Source organism: Pseudoalteromonas marina (assembly GCF_000238335.3).
GTDB lineage: Bacteria > Pseudomonadota > Gammaproteobacteria > Enterobacterales > Alteromonadaceae > Pseudoalteromonas > Pseudoalteromonas marina.
The window spans coordinates 475774-495383 of the sequence record NZ_AHCB03000006.1 but is presented as its reverse complement, the minus strand read 5'-3'; the positions used below and the strand labels follow the sequence as shown (position 1 = coordinate 495383).

The window sequence follows — 19610 nt, the reverse complement described above, 5'->3', positions numbered from 1 at the left end:
CCTTTACTACAGCTTGGCACTGAACATTGAACCTACATGTGTAGGATAGGTGGGAGACTTTGAAGCAGGAACGCTAGTTCTTTTGGAGTCGTCCTTGAAATACCACCCTTGTAGTTTTGATGTTCTAACGTTGGCCCCTGAATCGGGGTTACGGACAGTGCCTGGTGGGTAGTTTGACTGGGGCGGTCTCCTCCCAAAGAGTAACGGAGGAGCACGAAGGTTGGCTAAGTACGGTCGGACATCGTACGGTTAGTGTAATGGTAGAAGCCAGCTTAACTGCGAGACAGACACGTCGAGCAGGTACGAAAGTAGGTCATAGTGATCCGGTGGTTCTGAATGGAAGGGCCATCGCTCAACGGATAAAAGGTACTCCGGGGATAACAGGCTGATACCGCCCAAGAGTTCATATCGACGGCGGTGTTTGGCACCTCGATGTCGGCTCATCACATCCTGGGGCTGAAGTCGGTCCCAAGGGTATGGCTGTTCGCCATTTAAAGTGGTACGCGAGCTGGGTTTAGAACGTCGTGAGACAGTTCGGTCCCTATCTGCCGTGGGCGTTTGAGAATTGAGAGGGGTTGCTCCTAGTACGAGAGGACCGGAGTGAACGAACCGCTGGTGTTCGGGTTGTCATGCCAATGGCATTGCCCGGTAGCTACGTTCGGAACTGATAAGCGCTGAAAGCATCTAAGCGCGAAGCAGGCCTCGAGATGAGTTCTCACTAGACTTTTAAAGTCTCTGAAGGGCCGTTGAAGACTACAACGTTGATAGGCAAGATGTGGAAGTGGTGTGAGCCATTAAGCTAACTTGTACTAATTACCCGTGAGGCTTAACCATACAACGCCAAACGCGTTTTGTGTGACAGTTAAGACAGAAGTTAATAACTAAAGTAGATATTACGACAGAAAGACTTAAAAAATATTATCAGATATTTTCCAAATTCAGTTAGTGCGTAGAGATACGGATTAACGACCAAATTTGCTTGGTGACAATAGCGTTTTGGACCCACCTGACTCCATGCCGAACTCAGTAGTGAAACGAAACAGCGCCGATGATAGTGTAGCATTTGCTATGTGAAAGTAGGACATTACCAGGCTTCAAATTCAGTCGAAGGACTTTAACCTTAATAAAAATAAGAAAATTGAAAAGAATTTTCTTGGTGACAATAGCGTTTTGGACCCACCTGATCCCATGCCGAACTCAGTAGTGAAACGAAACAGCGCCGATGATAGTGTAGCATTTGCTATGTGAAAGTAGGACATTACCAGGATTTAATTAAGAGAAACCCGTTACAGCAATGTAACGGGTTTTTTGTTGTCTGGGGTTTAGTAAATTGGCGTTAAGCATACCGAGTTCAGTAATAATACCAATCCTAAAGTGAGCTTACATAATACCGACTAACACAATGAAAGTATGCTATCAGCGATGTGACTTTTTATCCCTCGGATATTCAAGTGAGTGGTGTAACGACTTTAATTAAGCGAAGCCTGTTGCAGTAAAGTGACGCTTTTTGTATTTTAAATGAAGTAAATCAATTAAGTTACAATTACAAGGCGAGCTTTACTAATTCGTATAATTAAAGAATCTAGTTTCAGTAAGGTAATAATATAAACAACAAGGTTGTATTATTTATCTCTGTCTAATAACTGATACCTTTAACCCTATTAGCGTCAGCTTTTCTATCAGGGGTTGATTAAATATTACTGCTAAAGAGTTTAAGGTTTGGTGAGTAATAGCCTTATGTTTAGGTGATATAAATAGGTTATTAAATTTGCTAATTAGTGGTGTTTATCATTAATTATTTCTCTTGTCGTTTATCCTCACGTTAGATTGTTTATTGTGAACATAATTCACAATACAATTAATTTCATCTAACTAAACTAGCTCGTTTAATCTGAGGCATGGTAATATTTTCATTTAGCTAAATCTATTTGAGGTGTTAATTGCCTACTACAGATTACCAACGTGTATTAAATGAAATTACTCAAGAAGTCGCCCCTTTACTGTCTAAAGGGAAAGTAGCCGATTATATCCCTGCACTTGCTGAGGTTGACCCTGAGCAGTTTTCTATTGCCATATACACTACTGAGGGTGAAATCATTTGCGCAGGTGATTGTTCTCAGCGATTTACCATTCAATCAGTATCTAAAGTGATGACATTAACCATGGCGTTACAGCGTTATGGTGACGAACTTTGGAACCGGGTAGGTAAGGAGCCCTCTGGTACAGCGTTTAACTCGCTTACGCAACTTGAATTTGAAAAAGGTGTGCCGCGTAACCCATTCATAAATGCGGGTGCTATTGTTACTTGTGATGCGCTTTATAGCCGCTTGTCTGCACCAATGCACTCGATGCTCGAAACATTCAGATTACTATCAGGTAATCGCGGCATTGTGATTGATAAAAAAGTGGCTAATTCTGAGTATGAATTTAGACACCGCAATGCTGCTATGGCGCATTTGATGAAATCGTTTGGTAATTTTGAGAATGACGTTGATGATGTGCTTTGGTCGTATTTCAACTTTTGCTCTATTGAGCTTAATTGTGTTGAACTTGCTAAGGCATATAGCTTTTTGGCAAATAAAGGAGTTGATCAGCTATCTGGTGAGCAGGTTTTAAGTAGTCGTCAAAATAAACAGCTTAATTCATTATTATTTACCAGTGGTTTATATGATGCTGCGGGTGATTTTGGGTATAGGGTCGGTATGCCAGGTAAATCAGGGGTGTCAGGGACTATTCTTGCGGTATTACCTAACAAGTTTACAGTAGCCGTTTATTCCCCAGGTCTTAATTCGTTTGGTAACTCAGTGGCAGGAATAGCAGCATTAGAGCTGCTATCTAAAAAGCTTGATATTTCTATCTTTTAGAGAGATGAAGGGAGCTTATTGCTCCCAATAAACCTGCTCTAAACAATCTTCACGCTCAGGTAATCCACGCGATAAGCGGGGAGAGTGCTGAACAAGTACTTCATAACTTGCTCTGTTTGCATATTTACTAATTTGTGCAAGAGATGAGTATGTAATAGCTTGTTGATCGTGCTTTGCTGAGTTAGCGACATTAAGCTTATGATAAACATTTGCTGATAAGTCATGTAGTACAGCAGCGAGTGCACAGTCTCCAGCGCCATTTGTATTTTTGATTGAGTCTGGTCCGCCCATAAAAGGAGCCGTATGGCTGTATGCTCTTATAGGGTTTTCGCAATCTGCTTTACGCATAGCGCGTGAAAATTCATAGCGATTAAAGTCTGCAATAGCACCAGGCAGTAGTGGGTATTCGGTTTCACGTTTAAAGCTGTCGTCAACATGGCCTGCCATGAATAGCCCTTTTTCACCTGCAGTGCATATAACAAGATCTACCCAATCTAGTGCTTTGTCTGCTGCTAAAAGCGGGTCTTCAAACCCTGTAATAGCAAAGCCTTCTTCTTCGTTCATAGCAAGAATATCTACATGCTTTTCAACAAAGTTTGCCCACCAAGCAGGATCTTGCTCAATTAAAAATTTAGTGCCGAGTGTAAGAACAACTGGTACGCCAGCATCGTTAGCATATTTTACGGCTTGCATCGTTGCATCTGTCATGGTTTCGTCATCTTGTGTTCGCATAAGGTATGCACTAATGACTAAAGCCGATGAGTTTTCTATCAACGATTTATCTATTGATTCTGGGCGTAGGTAATTCATTAAACCCGCACTGATTGCAAAGGTGCGTTCGCCCGTTTCGTCAATAAGAGTGAAACAACGGCCTATTGGACCATCAACAGGTTGTAAATAGTCTAAGTCTACACGGCTTGAGGTATTACATAAAAAGCGGTATGCGTAACTGCCAATTTTAATGTTTTCGCTCATTACGCCTAATAAAACAGAGCGATCATCTGCAAGTACAGAATAGTTGTGCATTGTGTTACCAATGGTTCCACCTGCAAATTCATAATCAACCATGTCGTTTAATTTTAAGCGGTCGTACAGAGCATTTGTTATGTCACTGTCTATAACCTGTGACATGCCTCTGCGTAGTTGAAACTCATCAAGGAAAGCTTGATCAACTTTTGCTTCTATATCAACAACGATTTGATCGATACCCGTAATATAGCTACGTTGTAATCTATCTGTTGCGTTAAGTTGATTAGTTAGTGGATCTTTGGCTTCCACTGGAAAATAATGTTTATGCCTGCGGCGTCCAGGAAATTTCATTCGCTACCCGTGTTGTGAGCTAAATAAAAAAAGCGAGAGATTATAACGTAAATCAGCGTCAGTGAGCCATTATTAACAGCTAAATAGTGTTTTATTTTTGCAATAAAGTAATCATTGCCGCGCTTTAGGATGTTAACTAGGTATAATTAAAGCATAAAACGTAATTTAAGAAGAAATAATGAACAAGCCATTTGACGACGCTTATTGGATGGAACAAGCGCTTTTGTATGCAAAACAAGCCGAGCAGCTTAATGAGATCCCAGTAGGTGCTGTTTTAGTAAAAGATAATCAACTTATAGCATCTGGATACAATCGTTCTATAACTGATAATGACCCTTCAGCTCATGCCGAAATGATTGCAGTACGAGAAGCTGGCAAAGCACTCAATAATTATCGCTTAATTGACTGCACGTTATATGTAACACTTGAGCCATGCTCTATGTGTGCAGGATTATTAGTGCATAGCAGAATACAGCGTTTAGTATTTGGAGCTCCAGATGCAAAAACTGGTTCAGCTGGCTCTATTATGAATTTACTGCAGGAGCCAAGGCTTAACCATCAAGTTGAAGTTATTGGAGGGGTATTAGCCGATAAATGTGGTAACACTATATCTGAATTTTTTAAGAGAAGAAGGGCACAAATTAAAGCAGCCAAGAAGGCTGCTCGTGGGGCTTAAAAATATTATTAATTGCCCGCTGGTATAGTGTCTTGTGCTTCCATTTGTTGCATAGCAAACATGCGGCGACGCCATATAATTTTTTTGTGTAAACCACGTAACATGATACGACGACGTGTTGCCGTTGAATAAATAACGTTTCTTTTTAATTTTTGTGTGCGTCTACGTTTTAGCATGTGTTCTCCTAATGCGTGAGAGTGAGAAAGGCACAAGATATATCTTCGAAAAAATTGAAATATACAATTACCACACATTAGTGATCATTTAATGACAAGTAAACAGATATTTTAGTTACCCACTACTTTGAAGCCGTAAACTTTCATAATTAATAAATATCGCATTAATCCATAATCCGCTATGGCGATTCATCTTGTTTTATATTGCTGGTGTCATCACGCTCTGTAGTGATATTTTCTTCGGTCATCGCATTGTTTTCATCAAGCCATACCAGCGCGTCGTAGTATCTGCGAATATTATCAACATATTTTACTGCCACATCGCCACGGGCATAGCCATAACGTGTATTACGGTAATATCGCTTTTTGATTAATAGCGGTAAGCGTTTTTTTACATCGGCCCATTTATCTGGGCTTGCCCCTTGTTGTTGGGTGATAATCCGCGCGTCGTTCACATGACCCCAGCCAACATTATAAGCAGCCAAAGCAAGCCACGTCCTGTCTGGTTGAGGAATTCTATCAGGAATACGGGTTATTAATTTGCTTAGATACTGAGCACCGCCACGAATATTTTGTTCAGGCTCGAGACGATTTGTTACACCAACTTGTTTAGCTGTAATGCGTGTAAGCATCATAATACCGCGAACTCCCGTTGGTGATTTAGCGCGAGGGTTCCACATTGACTCTTGGTAACTTAATGCAGCTAATAAACGCCAATCAAGATCTCCTGCGTATTGTTCAAACCATGGCTGATATGTAGGTAACGTTTCTTTTATTGCTTCTATGTAAGCTAATGTATTTACGTAGTTAAACTGGCGTACATGACCAAAATATTTTTCTTCGAGTACATAAAGTTGGTTGTTTTGTTTTACTTCACCAAAAAATGGCACGAGCAGCGCATATAAAGAATCATCTTTTGACTTGCGAAGTATCCACGCAATTGGATCATTATGACTTACTGAGAAGCCAATGCTTAAATTAGGGTGATACCGGCGAAATAACGAAAGAGTGTGGGAATCAGCAAGGGTGTAGTCTATTTCACCATCTATAACCGCTTGTAAAAGTTCTTCTTCGTCAAATTCTTCACTTTCTATCCAGCTGAGTGATGGGTTGTTTTTTTGAGCTTTTTGCAGGGTAAGTGAGTGGCTACTTTTTGCTATAACCGTAAAATTTCCATCTAGATCGTCAAACTTACGAGGACGAACGCGGCCTTGTTTATATACTAATTTTTGACTGATTGTTCTGTAAGTTGGGCCATACCTATATTGCTCCGCACGCGTTTTGTTGTAAGTAAGTCCTGAGGCAATTAAGTCTAAGTCACCACTTTCAAGGCGATCAAACATATCAGATAAATTAAAAAAGGGGACTATTTCAAGTTCAACACCTAAGTAATCAGCAAAAGCCTGAGAAAGCTCATATTCAAAGCCTTGCTCACCCTGAACTGCTTGATAATAATTGCTCGCACTTGCTAACGTGCCAACACGTATTTTGTTTTGCTCTTTGATGTGGGCAAGTTGAGTTGGCTGTTCTTGCATATTACATGCACATAACAGCATAACTAAAGTGATGATTATTATTAGCTTTTCTTTGAACATTGAGTGCCCCTTTAACACGCTAACACCCGTTATAACAAAACTTAGCCATTTCGTCACTTTCCCTTTTATTTTATTAGCTAAAACGGATTATAAATAAAGCTAAAAAGTTAATTTTATGAAAAGCTAAATTTTGAGTTAAATATGATGGCTAATTGGACTATAATGCGTGCCTAAAATATCGTTCAATCCCTAACCCCGGATGAAATTATCTATGTTGATCCTTCGTGGTGCACCAGCACTGTCAGAGTTCAGAGTTAATAAAATTTTAGCGCGTTGCAAACAATCGCAACTTCCAGTCACCAACGTATATGCCGAGTATGCTCATTTTGCCGATTTAACATCGCCTTTGAGTGTTGATGAGCAAACCAAGCTTGAAAAGCTATTAACTTACGGTCCTACTATTGCCGAGCATACCCCAGCTGGCACACTTATTTTAGTTACACCTCGCCCTGGTACCATTTCTCCTTGGGCATCTAAAGCAACCGATATAGCGCATAACTGTGGCCTTAAACAGGTTCACCGTGTAGAGCGTGGTATTGCTTATTATATAGAAGGTGAACTAAGTGCAGAGCAACTTGCACAAGCAACGGCGTTATTACACGACCGTATGACTGAAGCTACACACACTGAGCTTGAAGCTGCAGCACAGTTGTTCCGTAATGATTCTCCTCGTGAAATGTCATCAGTTGATATTTTAGGTGGCGGACGCGAAGCATTAGCTGCCGCAAATATTGAGCAAGGTTTTGCCCTTGCCGATGACGAAATTGACTACCTAGTAGAAAACTTTATAAAGTTAGGACGTAATCCTAACGACATCGAATTGTTTATGTTTGCCCAAGCTAACTCAGAGCATTGTCGTCATAAAATATTTAATGCTGATTGGACAATTGATGGCATTGAACAGCCAAAATCGCTGTTTAAAATGATCAAAAATACATTTGAGCACAATCCTGAAAATGTATTGTCGGCGTATAAAGATAACGCGGCAGTAATGAAGGGCTCAAAAGCGGGTCGCTTCTTCCCGAATGCGCAAGGTGAATATGCGTATCATCAAGAAGACATAGAAATTTTAATGAAGGTAGAAACCCATAACCATCCAACGGCTATTGCACCGTTTTCGGGTGCGGCTACCGGTTCAGGTGGTGAAATTCGTGACGAAGGTGCAACAGGGCGTGGTTCTAAGCCAAAAGCAGGTTTAGTTGGCTTTACGGTTTCTAACTTACGTATTCCGGGTTACGAGCAACCGTGGGAAAGCGACTTTGGTAAGCCAGGTCGTATAGTCAATGCGCTTGATATTATGATGGATGGCCCACTGGGCGGTGCTGCATTTAATAACGAGTTTGGACGTCCTAACTTATTAGGTTACTTCCGCACGTACGAAGAAAAAGTAACAAGCCACAATGGTGAAGAGGTACGTGGTTACCACAAACCAATTATGCTTGCCGGTGGTTTAGGTAATATTCGTGCTGATCATGTTCAAAAAGGCGAGATTCCAGTAGGCGCAAAACTAATTGCGCTAGGCGGCCCTGCTATGAACATTGGTTTAGGCGGTGGTGCTGCATCAAGTATGGCGTCGGGCCAATCAAACGAAGACTTAGACTTTGCTTCTGTACAGCGTGAAAACCCTGAAATGGAACGTCGTTGCCAAGAAGTCATCGACAAATGCTGGCAGTTAGGCGACGAAAACCCAATTGCGTTTATACATGATGTAGGCGCCGGTGGTTTATCAAATGCGTTTCCTGAACTGGTAAACGATGGTGGCCGTGGTGGTAAATTCCAACTACGTGATATCCCTAACGATGAGCCTGGCATGGCACCACATGAAATTTGGTGTAACGAATCGCAAGAGCGTTATGTGCTGGCTGTAGCGGTTGAAGACTTTGATCGTTTTGAATCCATTTGTAAGCGCGAACGCGCACAGTACGCAGTAATTGGTGAAGCCACAGAAGAGCGCCATTTAACCGTAGCAGACAGCCACTTTGATAACAGCCCTGTTGATTTACCGCTTGATGTTTTATTAGGTAAAGCGCCTAAAATGCATCGCAATGTAACATCTCAGCAAGTAATGGGCACTGCCATTGATGCAAACGATATTAACGTAGCTGATGCCGCACAGCGTTTGTTACGCTTACCTACAATTGCAGAAAAAACATTCTTAATTACTATTGGTGACCGCTCGGTTACCGGTTTAGTAGCACGTGATCAAATGGTTGGCCCTTGGCAAGTACCTGTTGCTAACTGTGCGGTTACTGCGGCAACGTACGACACTTACCACGGTGAAGCTATGTCTCTGGGTGAGCGCACGCCGGCGGCACTATTAAATTATGGAGCTTCGGCGCGTTTGGCTGTGGCTGAGTCACTCACTAATATTGCTTGTGCAAACATTGGCAGCCTTGAGAACATTAAGCTATCTGCTAACTGGATGGCTGCAGCGGGTCACCCAGGTGAAGACGCAGGCCTTTACGAAGCCGTAAAAGCGGTAGGCGAAGAGCTTTGTCCAGCACTTGGTTTAACTATACCTGTAGGTAAAGATTCTATGTCGATGAAAACGACATGGAAAAACGAAGACGATAGTGCTGAGCAATCAGTAACGTCGCCGTTATCGCTTATTATTACATCCTTTGGCCGTGTTGACGATGTACGTAAAACAGTAACGCCACAGTTACGCACTGATAAAGGCGACACTTCGCTTGTTTTAGTTGATTTAGGTGCTGGCAAAAACCGCATGGGTGCATCAAGCCTTGCACAGGTTTATAAACAGCTTGGTGATGTTACACCAGATGTAGACAGCCCTGAGCTACTTAAAGGCTTTTACAATGCCATGCAAGCACTTGTCGCTGATAGCAAGTTACTTGCTTATCATGACCGCTCAGACGGTGGTTTATTTACTACTGTAACTGAAATGGCGTTTGCTGGGCACACCGGTGTGACTGTTGATTTAGCTGGTTTAACCGGGACAGACTTAGAAGCACTTTATAACGAAGAGCTTGGCGCGGTAATTCAAGTTGCTAACAGCGATTTAGATGACGTAAATGCTGTATTTGAACAACATGGTGTAGCTGCAATTAGCCACGTGATTGGCTCGCTTAATAGCGACGATAGCATTGTATTTAACCGCGGCGAGCAAACGGTACTTAATCATACTCGTACTGAGTTACGTACTATTTGGGCCGAAACAACGTACCAAATGCAAGCACGTCGTGATAACCCTGATTGTGCTAAGCAGGAGTTTGATGCCAAGTTTGATGCAAAAGATCCAGGCTTAAACGTAAAACTTAACTTTGACTTAAACGAAGATATAGCTGCACCATTCATTGCAACGGGTGCTAAACCACAAATGGCTATTTTGCGTGAGCAAGGCGTTAACTCGCACCTAGAAATGGCTGCTGCGTTTAACCGCGCTGGTTTTGCCGCTGTTGATGTGCACATGAGCGATATCCTCGAAGGGCGTTTAACCCTTGAGCAGTTTAAAGGCTTAGTGGCATGTGGTGGTTTCTCTTATGGTGACGTATTAGGCGCCGGTGAAGGTTGGGCTAAGTCTATATTGTTTAATGATATGGCACGCGATCAGTTCCAAAATTTCTTCCACCGTGAAGACACCTTTAGTTTAGGGGTGTGTAATGGTTGCCAAATGTTATCAACGCTTAAAGAGTTAATTCCGGGTACTGAGCATTGGCCTCGTTTTGTAACAAATAAGTCAGAGCGTTTTGAAGCACGCTTTAGCTTAGTAGAAATACAAGAGAATCCGTCTGTGTTCTTTAATGGAATGGCGGGGTCGCGTATGCCAATTGCTGTATCTCATGGTGAAGGCCATGCAGAATTTGCAAACGATGCCGCCACTAAAGCTGCGCTTGAAAGCGGCACTGTTGCAGTTAAATTTGTAGATAACTACGGTAACCCGACAACACAATACCCGGCTAACCCGAATGGTTCACCAGAAGGTATTACCGGTATTACTTCTACTGATGGCCGTGCAACAGTAATGATGCCGCACCCAGAGCGTGTATTCCGCGCTGTTGCTAACTCGTGGCACCCTGATGAGTGGCAAGAAGATAGCCCATGGATGCGCATGTTCCGTAATGCACGTAAAAATGTAGGTTAAAAACAACATATACAAGTTAGATTCATAATCTAGCTGTAAAATAAAAAAGGCTGCACTGTGCAGCCTTTTTTGATTGCGTAGATTTAAAATTACGATAGTTTGTAAGATATGAATAAAAGCTTATAAGGATAGTATGTTAAAGCGCGTTGGTTTAATTATGGGTGCTGTATTGCTAAGTATAGTGTTGCTTGGCTATGTATTTCGTTTGCCTCTATTACAATGGGCTGTAGCGCCTCAGCTTGAAAAAGCAGGTGTTACCTTAAGCTGCTTAGATTTTTCGCTTACGAGCAAGTTAAATGTGTATATACAAAAAGCCTGTTTAAGTTACAAAAATCAAGAGCTTGTTGTTGAAGGCGTTACCGCAAATACTCGCCATGTTGAAATTAAACATGCAGCGCTTAATGTAAATCCACTTCCTCAAAGTAATAAAGTAAGCAGCCCTGCAACAATTTTAGATTTAGCACTTCCTAAAACAAGGCCTACAATTGCGGTTGAGCATTTAACTATAAACAGTGCGTTTTTAAAGCGCCCGCTAATGCTAAATATCACCGAGCCCACGCTTAACCAGTTTGTAGTAAGTGGTCATTTAAACGCAAGCGCAACGCTTTACAATAACAAGGTACAAGGGCAGCTTAAAATAAATGATGGATCATTAAAGCAATTACTTAAAACAGATAATGAGTTATTAAGTGGACTTAGCTTTAATGCAGCGCAGGCATTTAGCTTTAACGGGGTAGAGGCAAGCCTTACTGGTGATTTACAAACCCAGTATGACTATAAAATACAAAGCTGTGATATAACAAACAGCTCCAAAGGTGTACTAAGCGCTACATATAACTTAAATAGCCAAAAGCTTGATATAGACCCAAGCCAGCTTAAAAACAATGTAACGATTAGTAATAACTGCCAATCTCTTATTCCTGAAAGTAGCTACAAGTCATTTGCCATAAAGCAGCTTCCACTTAATTGGCAATGGGCTTTAGCTAAACCAATTAATTTTGCACATAACAACCTAACCTTACCGTTAATAACGCTCAAAAGTGCAGTGCAAGCCAAGCAAAATATAGATATAACGGTTACAGATACGTTTATAAATACTGCTGCACCGTTACAAAGCGCACGCATACAGCTAAAGGTACAGCTACATACGGATGAAATAGACGCTATAACGCTAAGTGCGCAGCTTAAAAACGCTCAATTAAGCGGTAATTACGATATTACGCTTACCGCTTTGCCTGAATTTTTACCGGCTGAGGCTAATAATATTAAAGCCCATGGCGACTTTACACTTACTCAACTTGTTGACTCTAAACCCGTAGGTAAAGTAAGTACTACATTTAGCTTTGATAAAGCCGTTGCTTATGGCACTACTATTAACACTTACACAGGTAAACTTGTGGCAAGTATGAGTGAAAAGCTCGATGCAAGCGTGGTTTTAAAAAGTGAGTTTAAAGGCGCTCAATACGAAGAGTATAAACTCACCGGTATTAATAACACCCTCAGTGCAAGGGCAAACTTAGGTGTGGGAGAGTTATTTGCTCACTTAAATGCAAACACCCAAATAAATACACTGACAAGCCCAAATGTCGATTTAAATACAATAAACGTAACGTCAACCGGGCTACAAAGTCGCGCGCTTAAAGCGTCTCATCACGTGTTTGTAAATGGTGTTGAGCTGGTGGCCAATCACCATGTTTCAAAGGTAGCGCATCCGTTTGAAGTGATTATACCGCAGCAAAGTGTGCTTTCGTTAAATTCACTCGTTAGCCAATTTGAACCGTTAGCTCAACTCACTCAGGGCGAGTTTGGTGGGCGTATTAGTGGTGATGTGAATTTACAAAAAGCCAATTTTAATTTAACTATTGATGATACCAGCGCGCTTTATAACGATTACTTAGTTAATCAGTTTAGGGCGCAACTTAGTGGGCAATATGATTCAGGGCAGCTTAATGTTGAGCCAACTACCTTTAACCTCAATGAATTAAGAGCGGGCGCAGTAGTTAATAATATCAACGGTAAAATAAAAGTGGTTAACAATAGCGCGCAAGCATTTGATATAAGCGGTAATGTGTTTGATGGAGTTTTTGAATTAGATAAATACACGCTTTTAAAATCGCAGCAAACAGCCAATGTTACTTTTAAGGATATTGATGCGAGTAAACTCATTACCCTTGATGATAAGTCGGGAATTACCTTAACGGGCCGATTAAAAGGGTGGCTGCCACTTCATTTTAGTGACAGTGGCGTAGAGGTTACAAACGGCAACTTATTAAACCAAGGTGAAGGTAAGCTAATTATTAGCAATAACACAGCGTTTGACTCTGTTATGCAACAGCAGCAAGAATTACAGCCTGTACTGAGCTTACTTAAAAACCTTGATATACAAAAACTTAATAGTACAGTAGCACTTAACAGTGATGGTTGGTTATATTTAGGTGTTAATTTACAAGGCTTTAATGAGCCACAACAGCAGCAAGTTAATTTTAATTATAATCACGAAGAAAACGTGTTTACGCTACTAAGAGCGCTAAGATTAAGTGACGAAATAACACAAAAAGTTGAGCAGCAATATTCTCAAAAAGGAAACTAATGATGAAAAATTCGTTAAGCATTAAGGCAATCATAGCCCTTGCTGCTATCAGCGCATTGAGCGCATGTACACACAGAGTAGAAGTAGCAGCTAAAGAGCCAATAACTATCAACCTCAATGTAAAGGTTGATCACGAAATTCGTGTAAAGGTAGATAAAGAACTCGATACCCTGTTCAGCGACGACAGCGAATTATTTTAGGAGCTAAATGATGACTATAAAAAATAAATTAAGTATTGCCACTTTAATTGGTGCAGTGTGTATGTCGTTTTCGGCGTGGGCGATTAGTTTAGATGATGCTAAAAGCCAAGGATTAGTGGGTGAGAACAGTTCGGGTTATTTAGGCTTAGTAGTACAAAATAGCGAAGCTAAAGCCGTTGTTGAAGAAATTAACGCAAAGCGTAAAGCTCAGTATTTAAAACTAGCTAAAAAGAACAATTTATCGCTCGCCCAAGTAGAAGCACTCGCAGCGGCTAAAACAATCGAAAAAACCCAAAGTGGTCATTATGTTGAAGTAAATGGCAGCTGGGTTAAAAAGTAACATTGAATTTGATACTTAAAAGCCGAGCCGTTATGCGCTCGGTTTTTTTATGCCTTCTAAAAGTTGCTGCCAAAAGTCGAATCCTTTGCGCCTTGCAAGTTTTATATTGTGCTCAGGTATAGATTCAGGCTCGTTATAGTTATCAAGCGCTTCGCTCATACTTAATTCGCGAATTAAATGCAATGTAGGGTAGGGAGCTCGGTTTGTGTAATTTGCGGCATCATCTTCGTCGCTGTCGGCAAACACGTAATCGGGATGAAAATTAGCAATTTGATATTTACCTTCAAAGCCTTGTGCAACCAGTAGCGCATTGGCTAAATCAACTAAATCTAAAAAATCTTCAAAATCGCTAAAGCCGTTATCAAACAGTATTAATGTGGTTTCGCGCTCTGGATTTTGATCAAGCTGCACACACTGCTCTAGCATGTCCATTACAGCGTCATCAATTTTTACTGCTGGGCTAAGTACATAATGAATGCAGTTGTTCTCAACTTCTTTGCGGGCAAATGGGCAAAAGTTATATTTTACAATAACAGACGATACCCACTCACGGGTTTGAGTAATAGCTAAATTGGTCATGCTTGTGGCTCTAAATACTGATTAATTATGGTTAATGTTTTTTTAATGGCGCCTTGGTTTTTTAATACGCACTGCTGCGCTTTATTCCCTATAGTTTGGCAAGCTTTAGTGTTTTGGCTTAAGTTAATTAATTGTGTAGCAAGTTCATCGGTGTTTTCAACAGCCACAGCGCCTTTTAATTTTATAAGCTCAGGGTAGATATGATCGAAATTATACGTATGTGGGCCAGTTATAACACCGACCGAAAAAGCAGCCGCTTCAAGTGGGTTATGCCCGCCGCGGCGAATTAAACTGCCGCCTACATAACTTACATTACCAGCCCCATATAAACATTGCAGCTCGCCAAGTGTATCAGCTAATAGTACTTGCTCGTTTTGATAGTTATTGTTGCTGCGACGACTAAAGCTAAGTGGGCTTTGAGCTAACGTATCGGCTACTTTATCAAACTGCTCAGGGTGTCGCGGGGCAATGATTAAAAGTGCATTTGGGTACTTTTTTAATAGTTGCTGGTGGGCATTTAATATCATTTCGTGTTCAAGTGGGTGAGTAGAGCCTGCCACCCATACAAACCGCTCTTGAGTTTTATATTGTGCTTTAAGGTTTGCAACTGAAGCTAGCTGCTCATTGCTTGGGCTTATATCAAACTTAATTGAGCCTGTAACATGGCTTTTTGAGGAGGTTAAACCTAGCTCAATAAATCGCTCGGCATCTTTTTTATTGTGACTTGCAAGTACCGTGATTGAACGCATAATTATCTGCGTTAACTTAGCAACCTTTTGATACCCTTGTTGCGATTTTTCGCTCAAGCGAGCATTAAGTACCAGTACCGGAATATTCTTTTTATGGCTTATTGCCATTAAGTTTGGCCAAAGCTCGGTTTCCAATATGCATAGTGCTTGTGGGTTTAAACGTTTTAAAAACCGGGCGGTCGAAAACGGGAAGTCCATAGGTAAATAACTACACGCCACGGTATTTTTAAATTGATTAATTATTTGCTCGCGACCAGCAGGGGTATTACAGGTAATAAGTATATTAAGCTGTGGGTGTTGTTTTTGCAGCGCTTTAATAAGTGGTGCAGCTGCAAGTACTTCACCTACAGAGGCGCAGTGTACAACTAAAGGTTTGCCTTTACTTGTAAATAAGCTTTTGCTCACAAAGCCAAAACGTTCTTTAAAGTGTGCGCGGTAGCCTTTGTTTTTTTTACCTCTTAATACATATAAGTAAAATACAATCAGCGGGCTAATTAAAATTAAAGCGAATGAGTAGAAAATGCGTGCCATACTGAACTTTTATTGAGGTAAGTGCCCTTAGTTTAACGCGAAAGTGATAATTTCTGAACATGTGAAGCACTAAATTATGTTCCAGTTCAGCTATATTCCTATAAAATACACACAACTAAATAAAACTGTGGAATAATAGATTTAATTTTTTCCTGCCATTTCAGTTCCTAGAGGAATTTTTCATGTCAATTATCGATTCTGTGGCAACAAGCTACGTTGAAAGTTTAAACCGTCATCAAGCCTTATTTGAAACGATGGAGGCTTATCATCAAGAGTCTATGCAGTTATTAGAAGTATGCCATAGTGCATTACAAGCTGGTGGTAAGGTTATTTGGTTTGGTAACGGCGGAAGTGCAGCGGATGCTCAGCATTTGGCGGCCGAATTTGTAGTACGTTATAAATTAGAGCGTGGACCGCTTGCGTCTATGGCACTCACAACCGATACGTCAATTCTTACTGCGCACAGTAACGACTACCATTTTGATACCGTGTTTGAACGCCAAGTTCAGGCACTGTGTAAACCAGAAGATTTAGTGATTGGTTTAACAACCTCAGGTACCAGTGCAAATATCAATTTAGCACTTGAAGCGGCTAATAAAATTGGCGCATTTACAGTTGCATTAACAGGCCGTGATGGCGGAAAAGTAAAAGACATTGCCAAGCTGCCAATTATTATCAAAAACGATGAAACAGCACGTATTCAAGAAGCGCATATGTTTATTGGCCACTGGTTATGTGAAGCCATAGATATGGTTGTTGCGGAGCAGCAGTAATGGATTTATCGCTATTAAAAAACTTATCTAAAGCGCGTATTTTAGTGGTAGGCGATGTAATGCTTGATCGCTACTGGTACGGTGACACCGGGCGTATCTCGCCAGAAGCGCCAGTACCCGTTGTTAAGGTAAGCAAGTTTGAAGACAAAGCCGGTGGCGCCGCCAATGTTGCTAAAAACATTGCTAGGCTTGATGCCAAAGTAGGGCTACTTGGCTTAATTGGGGAAGATGAAAGCGGGCAAATTTTAGAAACAATTTTAAAAGGTGAAAAAATAAGTTCACAACTTGTGAGTGTATGTGATTTACCGACTATTTCGAAAATGCGTGTTATTAGCCGCCATCAACAACTTGTACGCCTTGATTTAGAAGAAACCTTTAGCGAACAGCATAGCCAACTGTTATTAAATCGCTTAGAGCTGGTGCTTGATGAGTACGACTTTGTGGTGTTTTCTGATTACAGTAAAGGCTCGCTCAGCTTAATTAAAGAGATGGTGAGTATTGCCAAAGCGGCGGGTAAAACCGTGCTTATCGATCCTAAATCGCCAGACTTACACTTATACGAGGGCGCAGACTACATTACGCCTAACTTGCATGAGTTTAATTTAGCAGGTGGTAAAACCGGCTCTGAGGACATTTTAGCGCAAAGTGCCCGTGAGCTTATTAGTAAAAATGGTATTAAAGCCATGCTACTTACACGCTCAGAGCAAGGTATGTCGTTAATTAATGCCGATGAAAAACACGACTTTGCAGCTCAGCAATTAGAAGTGAGCGATGTAACTGGCGCAGGCGATACCGTAATTGCAACTTTAGCTGTAATGCTTGGGGCAGGTATGGCCCCTAAAGATGCAGTAGAAATTGCTAATTTAGCCGCCGGTATTGTAGTAAGTAAACTTGGGGCAGCCACAGTGTCACCAGAAGAGCTAAGCCAAAAGCTTGGCCAATACTTACACACTAATGGCGAGCACTACCAAACTCCGTTTGATGATGTACTGCAGCATATTGAGTTTGCAAAGCAAAACGGCGAAACCATTGTATTTACCAATGGTTGTTTTGATATTTTACACGCAGGTCACGTGCGCTACTTAGCACAAGCTAAAGCGCGTGGAGATAGACTCGTTGTTGGGTTAAATAACGATGAATCTATTACCCGTTTAAAAGGCCCTGAACGCCCGATAAACCCGCTTGATGAGCGCGCAATGGTATTAAGTGCACTTGCCTCTGTAGATTGGGTTATTCCGTTTGGCAGCGCTGAGGAAAACGATACACCCGCTAAATTAATCGAGCAAATAAGCCCTGATATTTTAGTGAAAGGTGGCGATTATACCGTAGAGCAAATAGCCGGTGCCGATCATGTACTGCGCCATGGCGGCAAAGTAGAAGTGCTGACATTTTTAGATGGCTGTTCAACGTCAAAAGTGATTAGCAAAATAAAGCAATAAGTATATTTTGCGAATAAAAAAGGGATAAAAGTGTTGCTTTCATCCCTTTTTTAAAGCCTGAATAAAGTGTATTTAAAATACTGGCTAAAAGTTATATTCGTATTTAGCAAAGGCAGATGTGTCATTTTCTGCATCGTCATTTTTAGATGCAAAAGCACCTAATGTTAAACGTCCACCCATTGCAAGTTGCCTGTAACGCAGTTCAACCTGTTTTGAATTATAGCTCGTTTTAGTAATTGTATTGCCTAGGTCAGGGTTATTAGGATACCAATCACTATTATCGCTGTTGTAATCAACGCTACGTAGTTTTACTTGCCAATCATCACCGTTTAAAAGTTGCCCTAATAAGGTTAATACAACCGATTGTGCGTCATTATCAAACGTTGAGCCTATGGTGCGGCCATGGTAGCGGTAACCTGATTTATAATCTGAATGCTCGTAATAACAATTCTCTTCAACTGATTCACCACACGAAACACCCGTATCTATGTATTCTACATTCACTAATACATTTTGATCATAAATACGCTGGGTCGTTTGGGCACCAAATAAGTAAGCTCGGTCAGCAGGTTTAAATTGTGAGCTGGCATCCTCACCTATAGTGCTGGCATAAATGGCGTATGGGTGGCTAAACAATGTGTCAGACCAACGAATATCGAGCCCTGCAAGTTGATTTCCAATTTTAGAATCTAGCTGACTGTCGCAATTTTCATTACCATTGATACAAGTTGTTTGCCCTGTAATAACATCAATAAAATCACCAGCAGAACTTGGCTGACCTTCACCTGCCCACTGCGCCGACCAACTTACTGCAATTTCTAATTGTTGCAATGGACGTATATTTAAGCGGCTACTCCACAGTAATGCATCAGGAATCACTCTGGTTGATTCAAGCTTTGCCATTTGTGCTGTAAAACTCCATTGGCCTATCCAGCTTAACCAAGGTGTTTCAAAGGCGGTGCTTTGTTCACGCGTAATACTTAAAGCTGGAAGCGGCTTTGCATTGCTAGACATTATCAGGCTATTGTCGATACCAGGTCCCCAAAACTGCTCAACAGCACCGCCTCTAAATATCCAATTACCTAGTCTATAGGCTACGTAACTATCATCAAGTGAGGTATCGTCACAATCAGTTAATGCTTGCTCATCTTTTACAATGTCATCGCTAGTTTTTCCGCTAATGAGGCATTTTTTACCGTCTTTTCTGGAGCTTAGTGCAACTTTGGCGGCAAAATTATCACCTAGGTACGCATACGCTGCCGAAAGCGCTGATTTTTGAGTGTTGGTCGCACCAAAGCTCGTTGTATGTATTGGATCTGTGGCTGCATAAACTGATAATTGCACACTATGTGAACTTGCGTTTTCAGATTTATAACGATGCTTTACACGCAGTAATGCGTCTTGCAAGCTTGGAGATAATTGCTCGATGGGCATACTGTTAACATCATTAATAAAGCTCTTCCACATTAATGGGTATGTTGTTACCGGCGCTAAAATAATACCGGCGTCGGCTAGCTGTTGTATGTCAGCTTTTAGTCCATAGTCATCTGGTTTAACCCATGGTTCAGCATTAACAGATAAACTGATAGCACTAAATAATGTTGAAAGAATAAAAATTCTGTGTCGCAAAGTTCAGGTCCTTGTGATTAAGATTGCTGGCAAGTTTACCAATCTAA

General features: G+C 41.1%; 14 protein-coding genes and 3 rRNA genes. 11 read left to right on the top strand and 6 right to left on the bottom strand.

Annotation, left to right across the window (positions count from 1 at the left end):
- From PMAN_RS11195 to glsB, 4 genes are all read left to right on the top strand, one after another.
- Positions 1-834, top strand: a 23S ribosomal RNA gene (locus PMAN_RS11195); the annotation flags it as partial.
- 144 nt (positions 835-978) lie between these two features.
- Positions 979-1093, top strand: a 5S ribosomal RNA gene (rrf, locus tag PMAN_RS11190).
- Positions 1094-1152: 59 nt separating this feature from the next.
- Positions 1153-1267 (top strand): 5S ribosomal RNA (rrf, locus tag PMAN_RS11185).
- Positions 1268-1940: 673 nt separating this feature from the next.
- Complete coding sequence (gene glsB / locus PMAN_RS11180) at positions 1941-2864, top strand: glutaminase B (RefSeq protein ID WP_006791600.1); 924 nt, start codon at positions 1941-1943, stop codon at positions 2862-2864.
- A 15-nt stretch (positions 2865-2879) separates the two neighbouring features.
- Here glsB and PMAN_RS11175 read toward each other — a convergent pair whose 3' ends face one another.
- Complete coding sequence (locus PMAN_RS11175; RefSeq protein WP_010556927.1) at positions 2880-4184, bottom strand: inosine/guanosine kinase; 1305 nt, start codon at positions 4182-4184, stop codon at positions 2880-2882.
- Positions 4185-4362: 178 nt separating this feature from the next.
- Between PMAN_RS11175 and tadA the strand changes: the two genes are divergently transcribed.
- Positions 4363-4860: a tRNA adenosine(34) deaminase TadA gene (gene tadA / locus PMAN_RS11170; protein ID WP_010556928.1), complete on the top strand. Its 498-nt coding sequence runs from the start codon at positions 4363-4365 to the stop codon at positions 4858-4860.
- Positions 4861-4868: 8 nt separating this feature from the next.
- On the opposite strand, the gene PMAN_RS11165 is transcribed toward tadA, so the two are convergent.
- Positions 4869-5036 carry a hypothetical protein gene (locus PMAN_RS11165; protein ID WP_006791597.1) on the bottom strand — a complete coding sequence of 56 codons (168 nt, stop codon included), beginning with the start codon at positions 5034-5036 and terminating at the stop codon, positions 4869-4871.
- Positions 5037-5215: 179 nt separating this feature from the next.
- Positions 5216-6631: a membrane-bound lytic murein transglycosylase MltF gene (mltF, locus tag PMAN_RS11160; RefSeq protein WP_010556929.1), complete on the bottom strand. Its 1416-nt coding sequence runs from the start codon at positions 6629-6631 to the stop codon at positions 5216-5218.
- A gap of 211 nt (positions 6632-6842) precedes the next feature.
- Here mltF and purL point away from each other — a divergent pair, with 211 nt between their 5' ends.
- From purL to PMAN_RS11140, 4 genes are all read left to right on the top strand, one after another.
- Complete coding sequence (gene purL / locus PMAN_RS11155; protein ID WP_010556930.1) at positions 6843-10733, top strand: phosphoribosylformylglycinamidine synthase; 3891 nt, start codon at positions 6843-6845, stop codon at positions 10731-10733.
- 133 nt (positions 10734-10866) lie between these two features.
- Complete coding sequence (locus PMAN_RS11150; protein WP_010556931.1) at positions 10867-13323, top strand: intermembrane phospholipid transport YdbH family protein; 2457 nt, start codon at positions 10867-10869, stop codon at positions 13321-13323.
- Between the two features lie 2 nt (positions 13324-13325).
- Positions 13326-13523, top strand: a complete 198-nt coding sequence (locus PMAN_RS11145) for a YnbE family lipoprotein (protein WP_010556932.1) — start codon at positions 13326-13328, stop codon at positions 13521-13523.
- Positions 13524-13533: 10 nt separating this feature from the next.
- A complete protein-coding gene (locus PMAN_RS11140; RefSeq protein WP_006791592.1) occupies positions 13534-13863 on the top strand; it encodes a YdbL family probable chaperone protein in 330 nt (109 codons plus the stop codon).
- Between the two features lie 30 nt (positions 13864-13893).
- Here the strand turns inward: PMAN_RS11140 and PMAN_RS11135 are convergent, their stop codons facing one another.
- Positions 13894-14442: a DUF1415 domain-containing protein gene (locus tag PMAN_RS11135; RefSeq protein WP_006791591.1), complete on the bottom strand. Its 549-nt coding sequence runs from the start codon at positions 14440-14442 to the stop codon at positions 13894-13896.
- Positions 14439-15722, bottom strand: a complete 1284-nt coding sequence (gene waaA / locus PMAN_RS11130) for a lipid IV(A) 3-deoxy-D-manno-octulosonic acid transferase (protein ID WP_010556933.1) — start codon at positions 15720-15722, stop codon at positions 14439-14441. Before waaA ends, PMAN_RS11135 begins: the two co-directional genes overlap by 4 nt.
- A gap of 182 nt (positions 15723-15904) precedes the next feature.
- Between waaA and PMAN_RS11125 the strand changes: the two genes are divergently transcribed.
- Together PMAN_RS11125 and hldE are read left to right on the top strand one after the other, a co-directional pair.
- Positions 15905-16495: a D-sedoheptulose-7-phosphate isomerase gene (locus PMAN_RS11125; RefSeq protein ID WP_006791589.1), complete on the top strand. Its 591-nt coding sequence runs from the start codon at positions 15905-15907 to the stop codon at positions 16493-16495.
- Positions 16495-17934 (top strand): bifunctional D-glycero-beta-D-manno-heptose-7-phosphate kinase/D-glycero-beta-D-manno-heptose 1-phosphate adenylyltransferase HldE, encoded by a 1440-nt coding sequence (hldE, locus tag PMAN_RS11120; RefSeq protein ID WP_010556934.1) that lies wholly within the window; start codon positions 16495-16497, stop codon positions 17932-17934. Before PMAN_RS11125 ends, hldE begins: the two co-directional genes overlap by 1 nt.
- A gap of 84 nt (positions 17935-18018) precedes the next feature.
- On the opposite strand, the gene PMAN_RS11115 is transcribed toward hldE, so the two are convergent.
- Positions 18019-19563 carry a capsule assembly Wzi family protein gene (locus PMAN_RS11115; protein ID WP_010556935.1) on the bottom strand — a complete coding sequence of 515 codons (1545 nt, stop codon included), beginning with the start codon at positions 19561-19563 and terminating at the stop codon, positions 18019-18021.
- Positions 19564-19610: the final 47 nt, after the last annotated feature.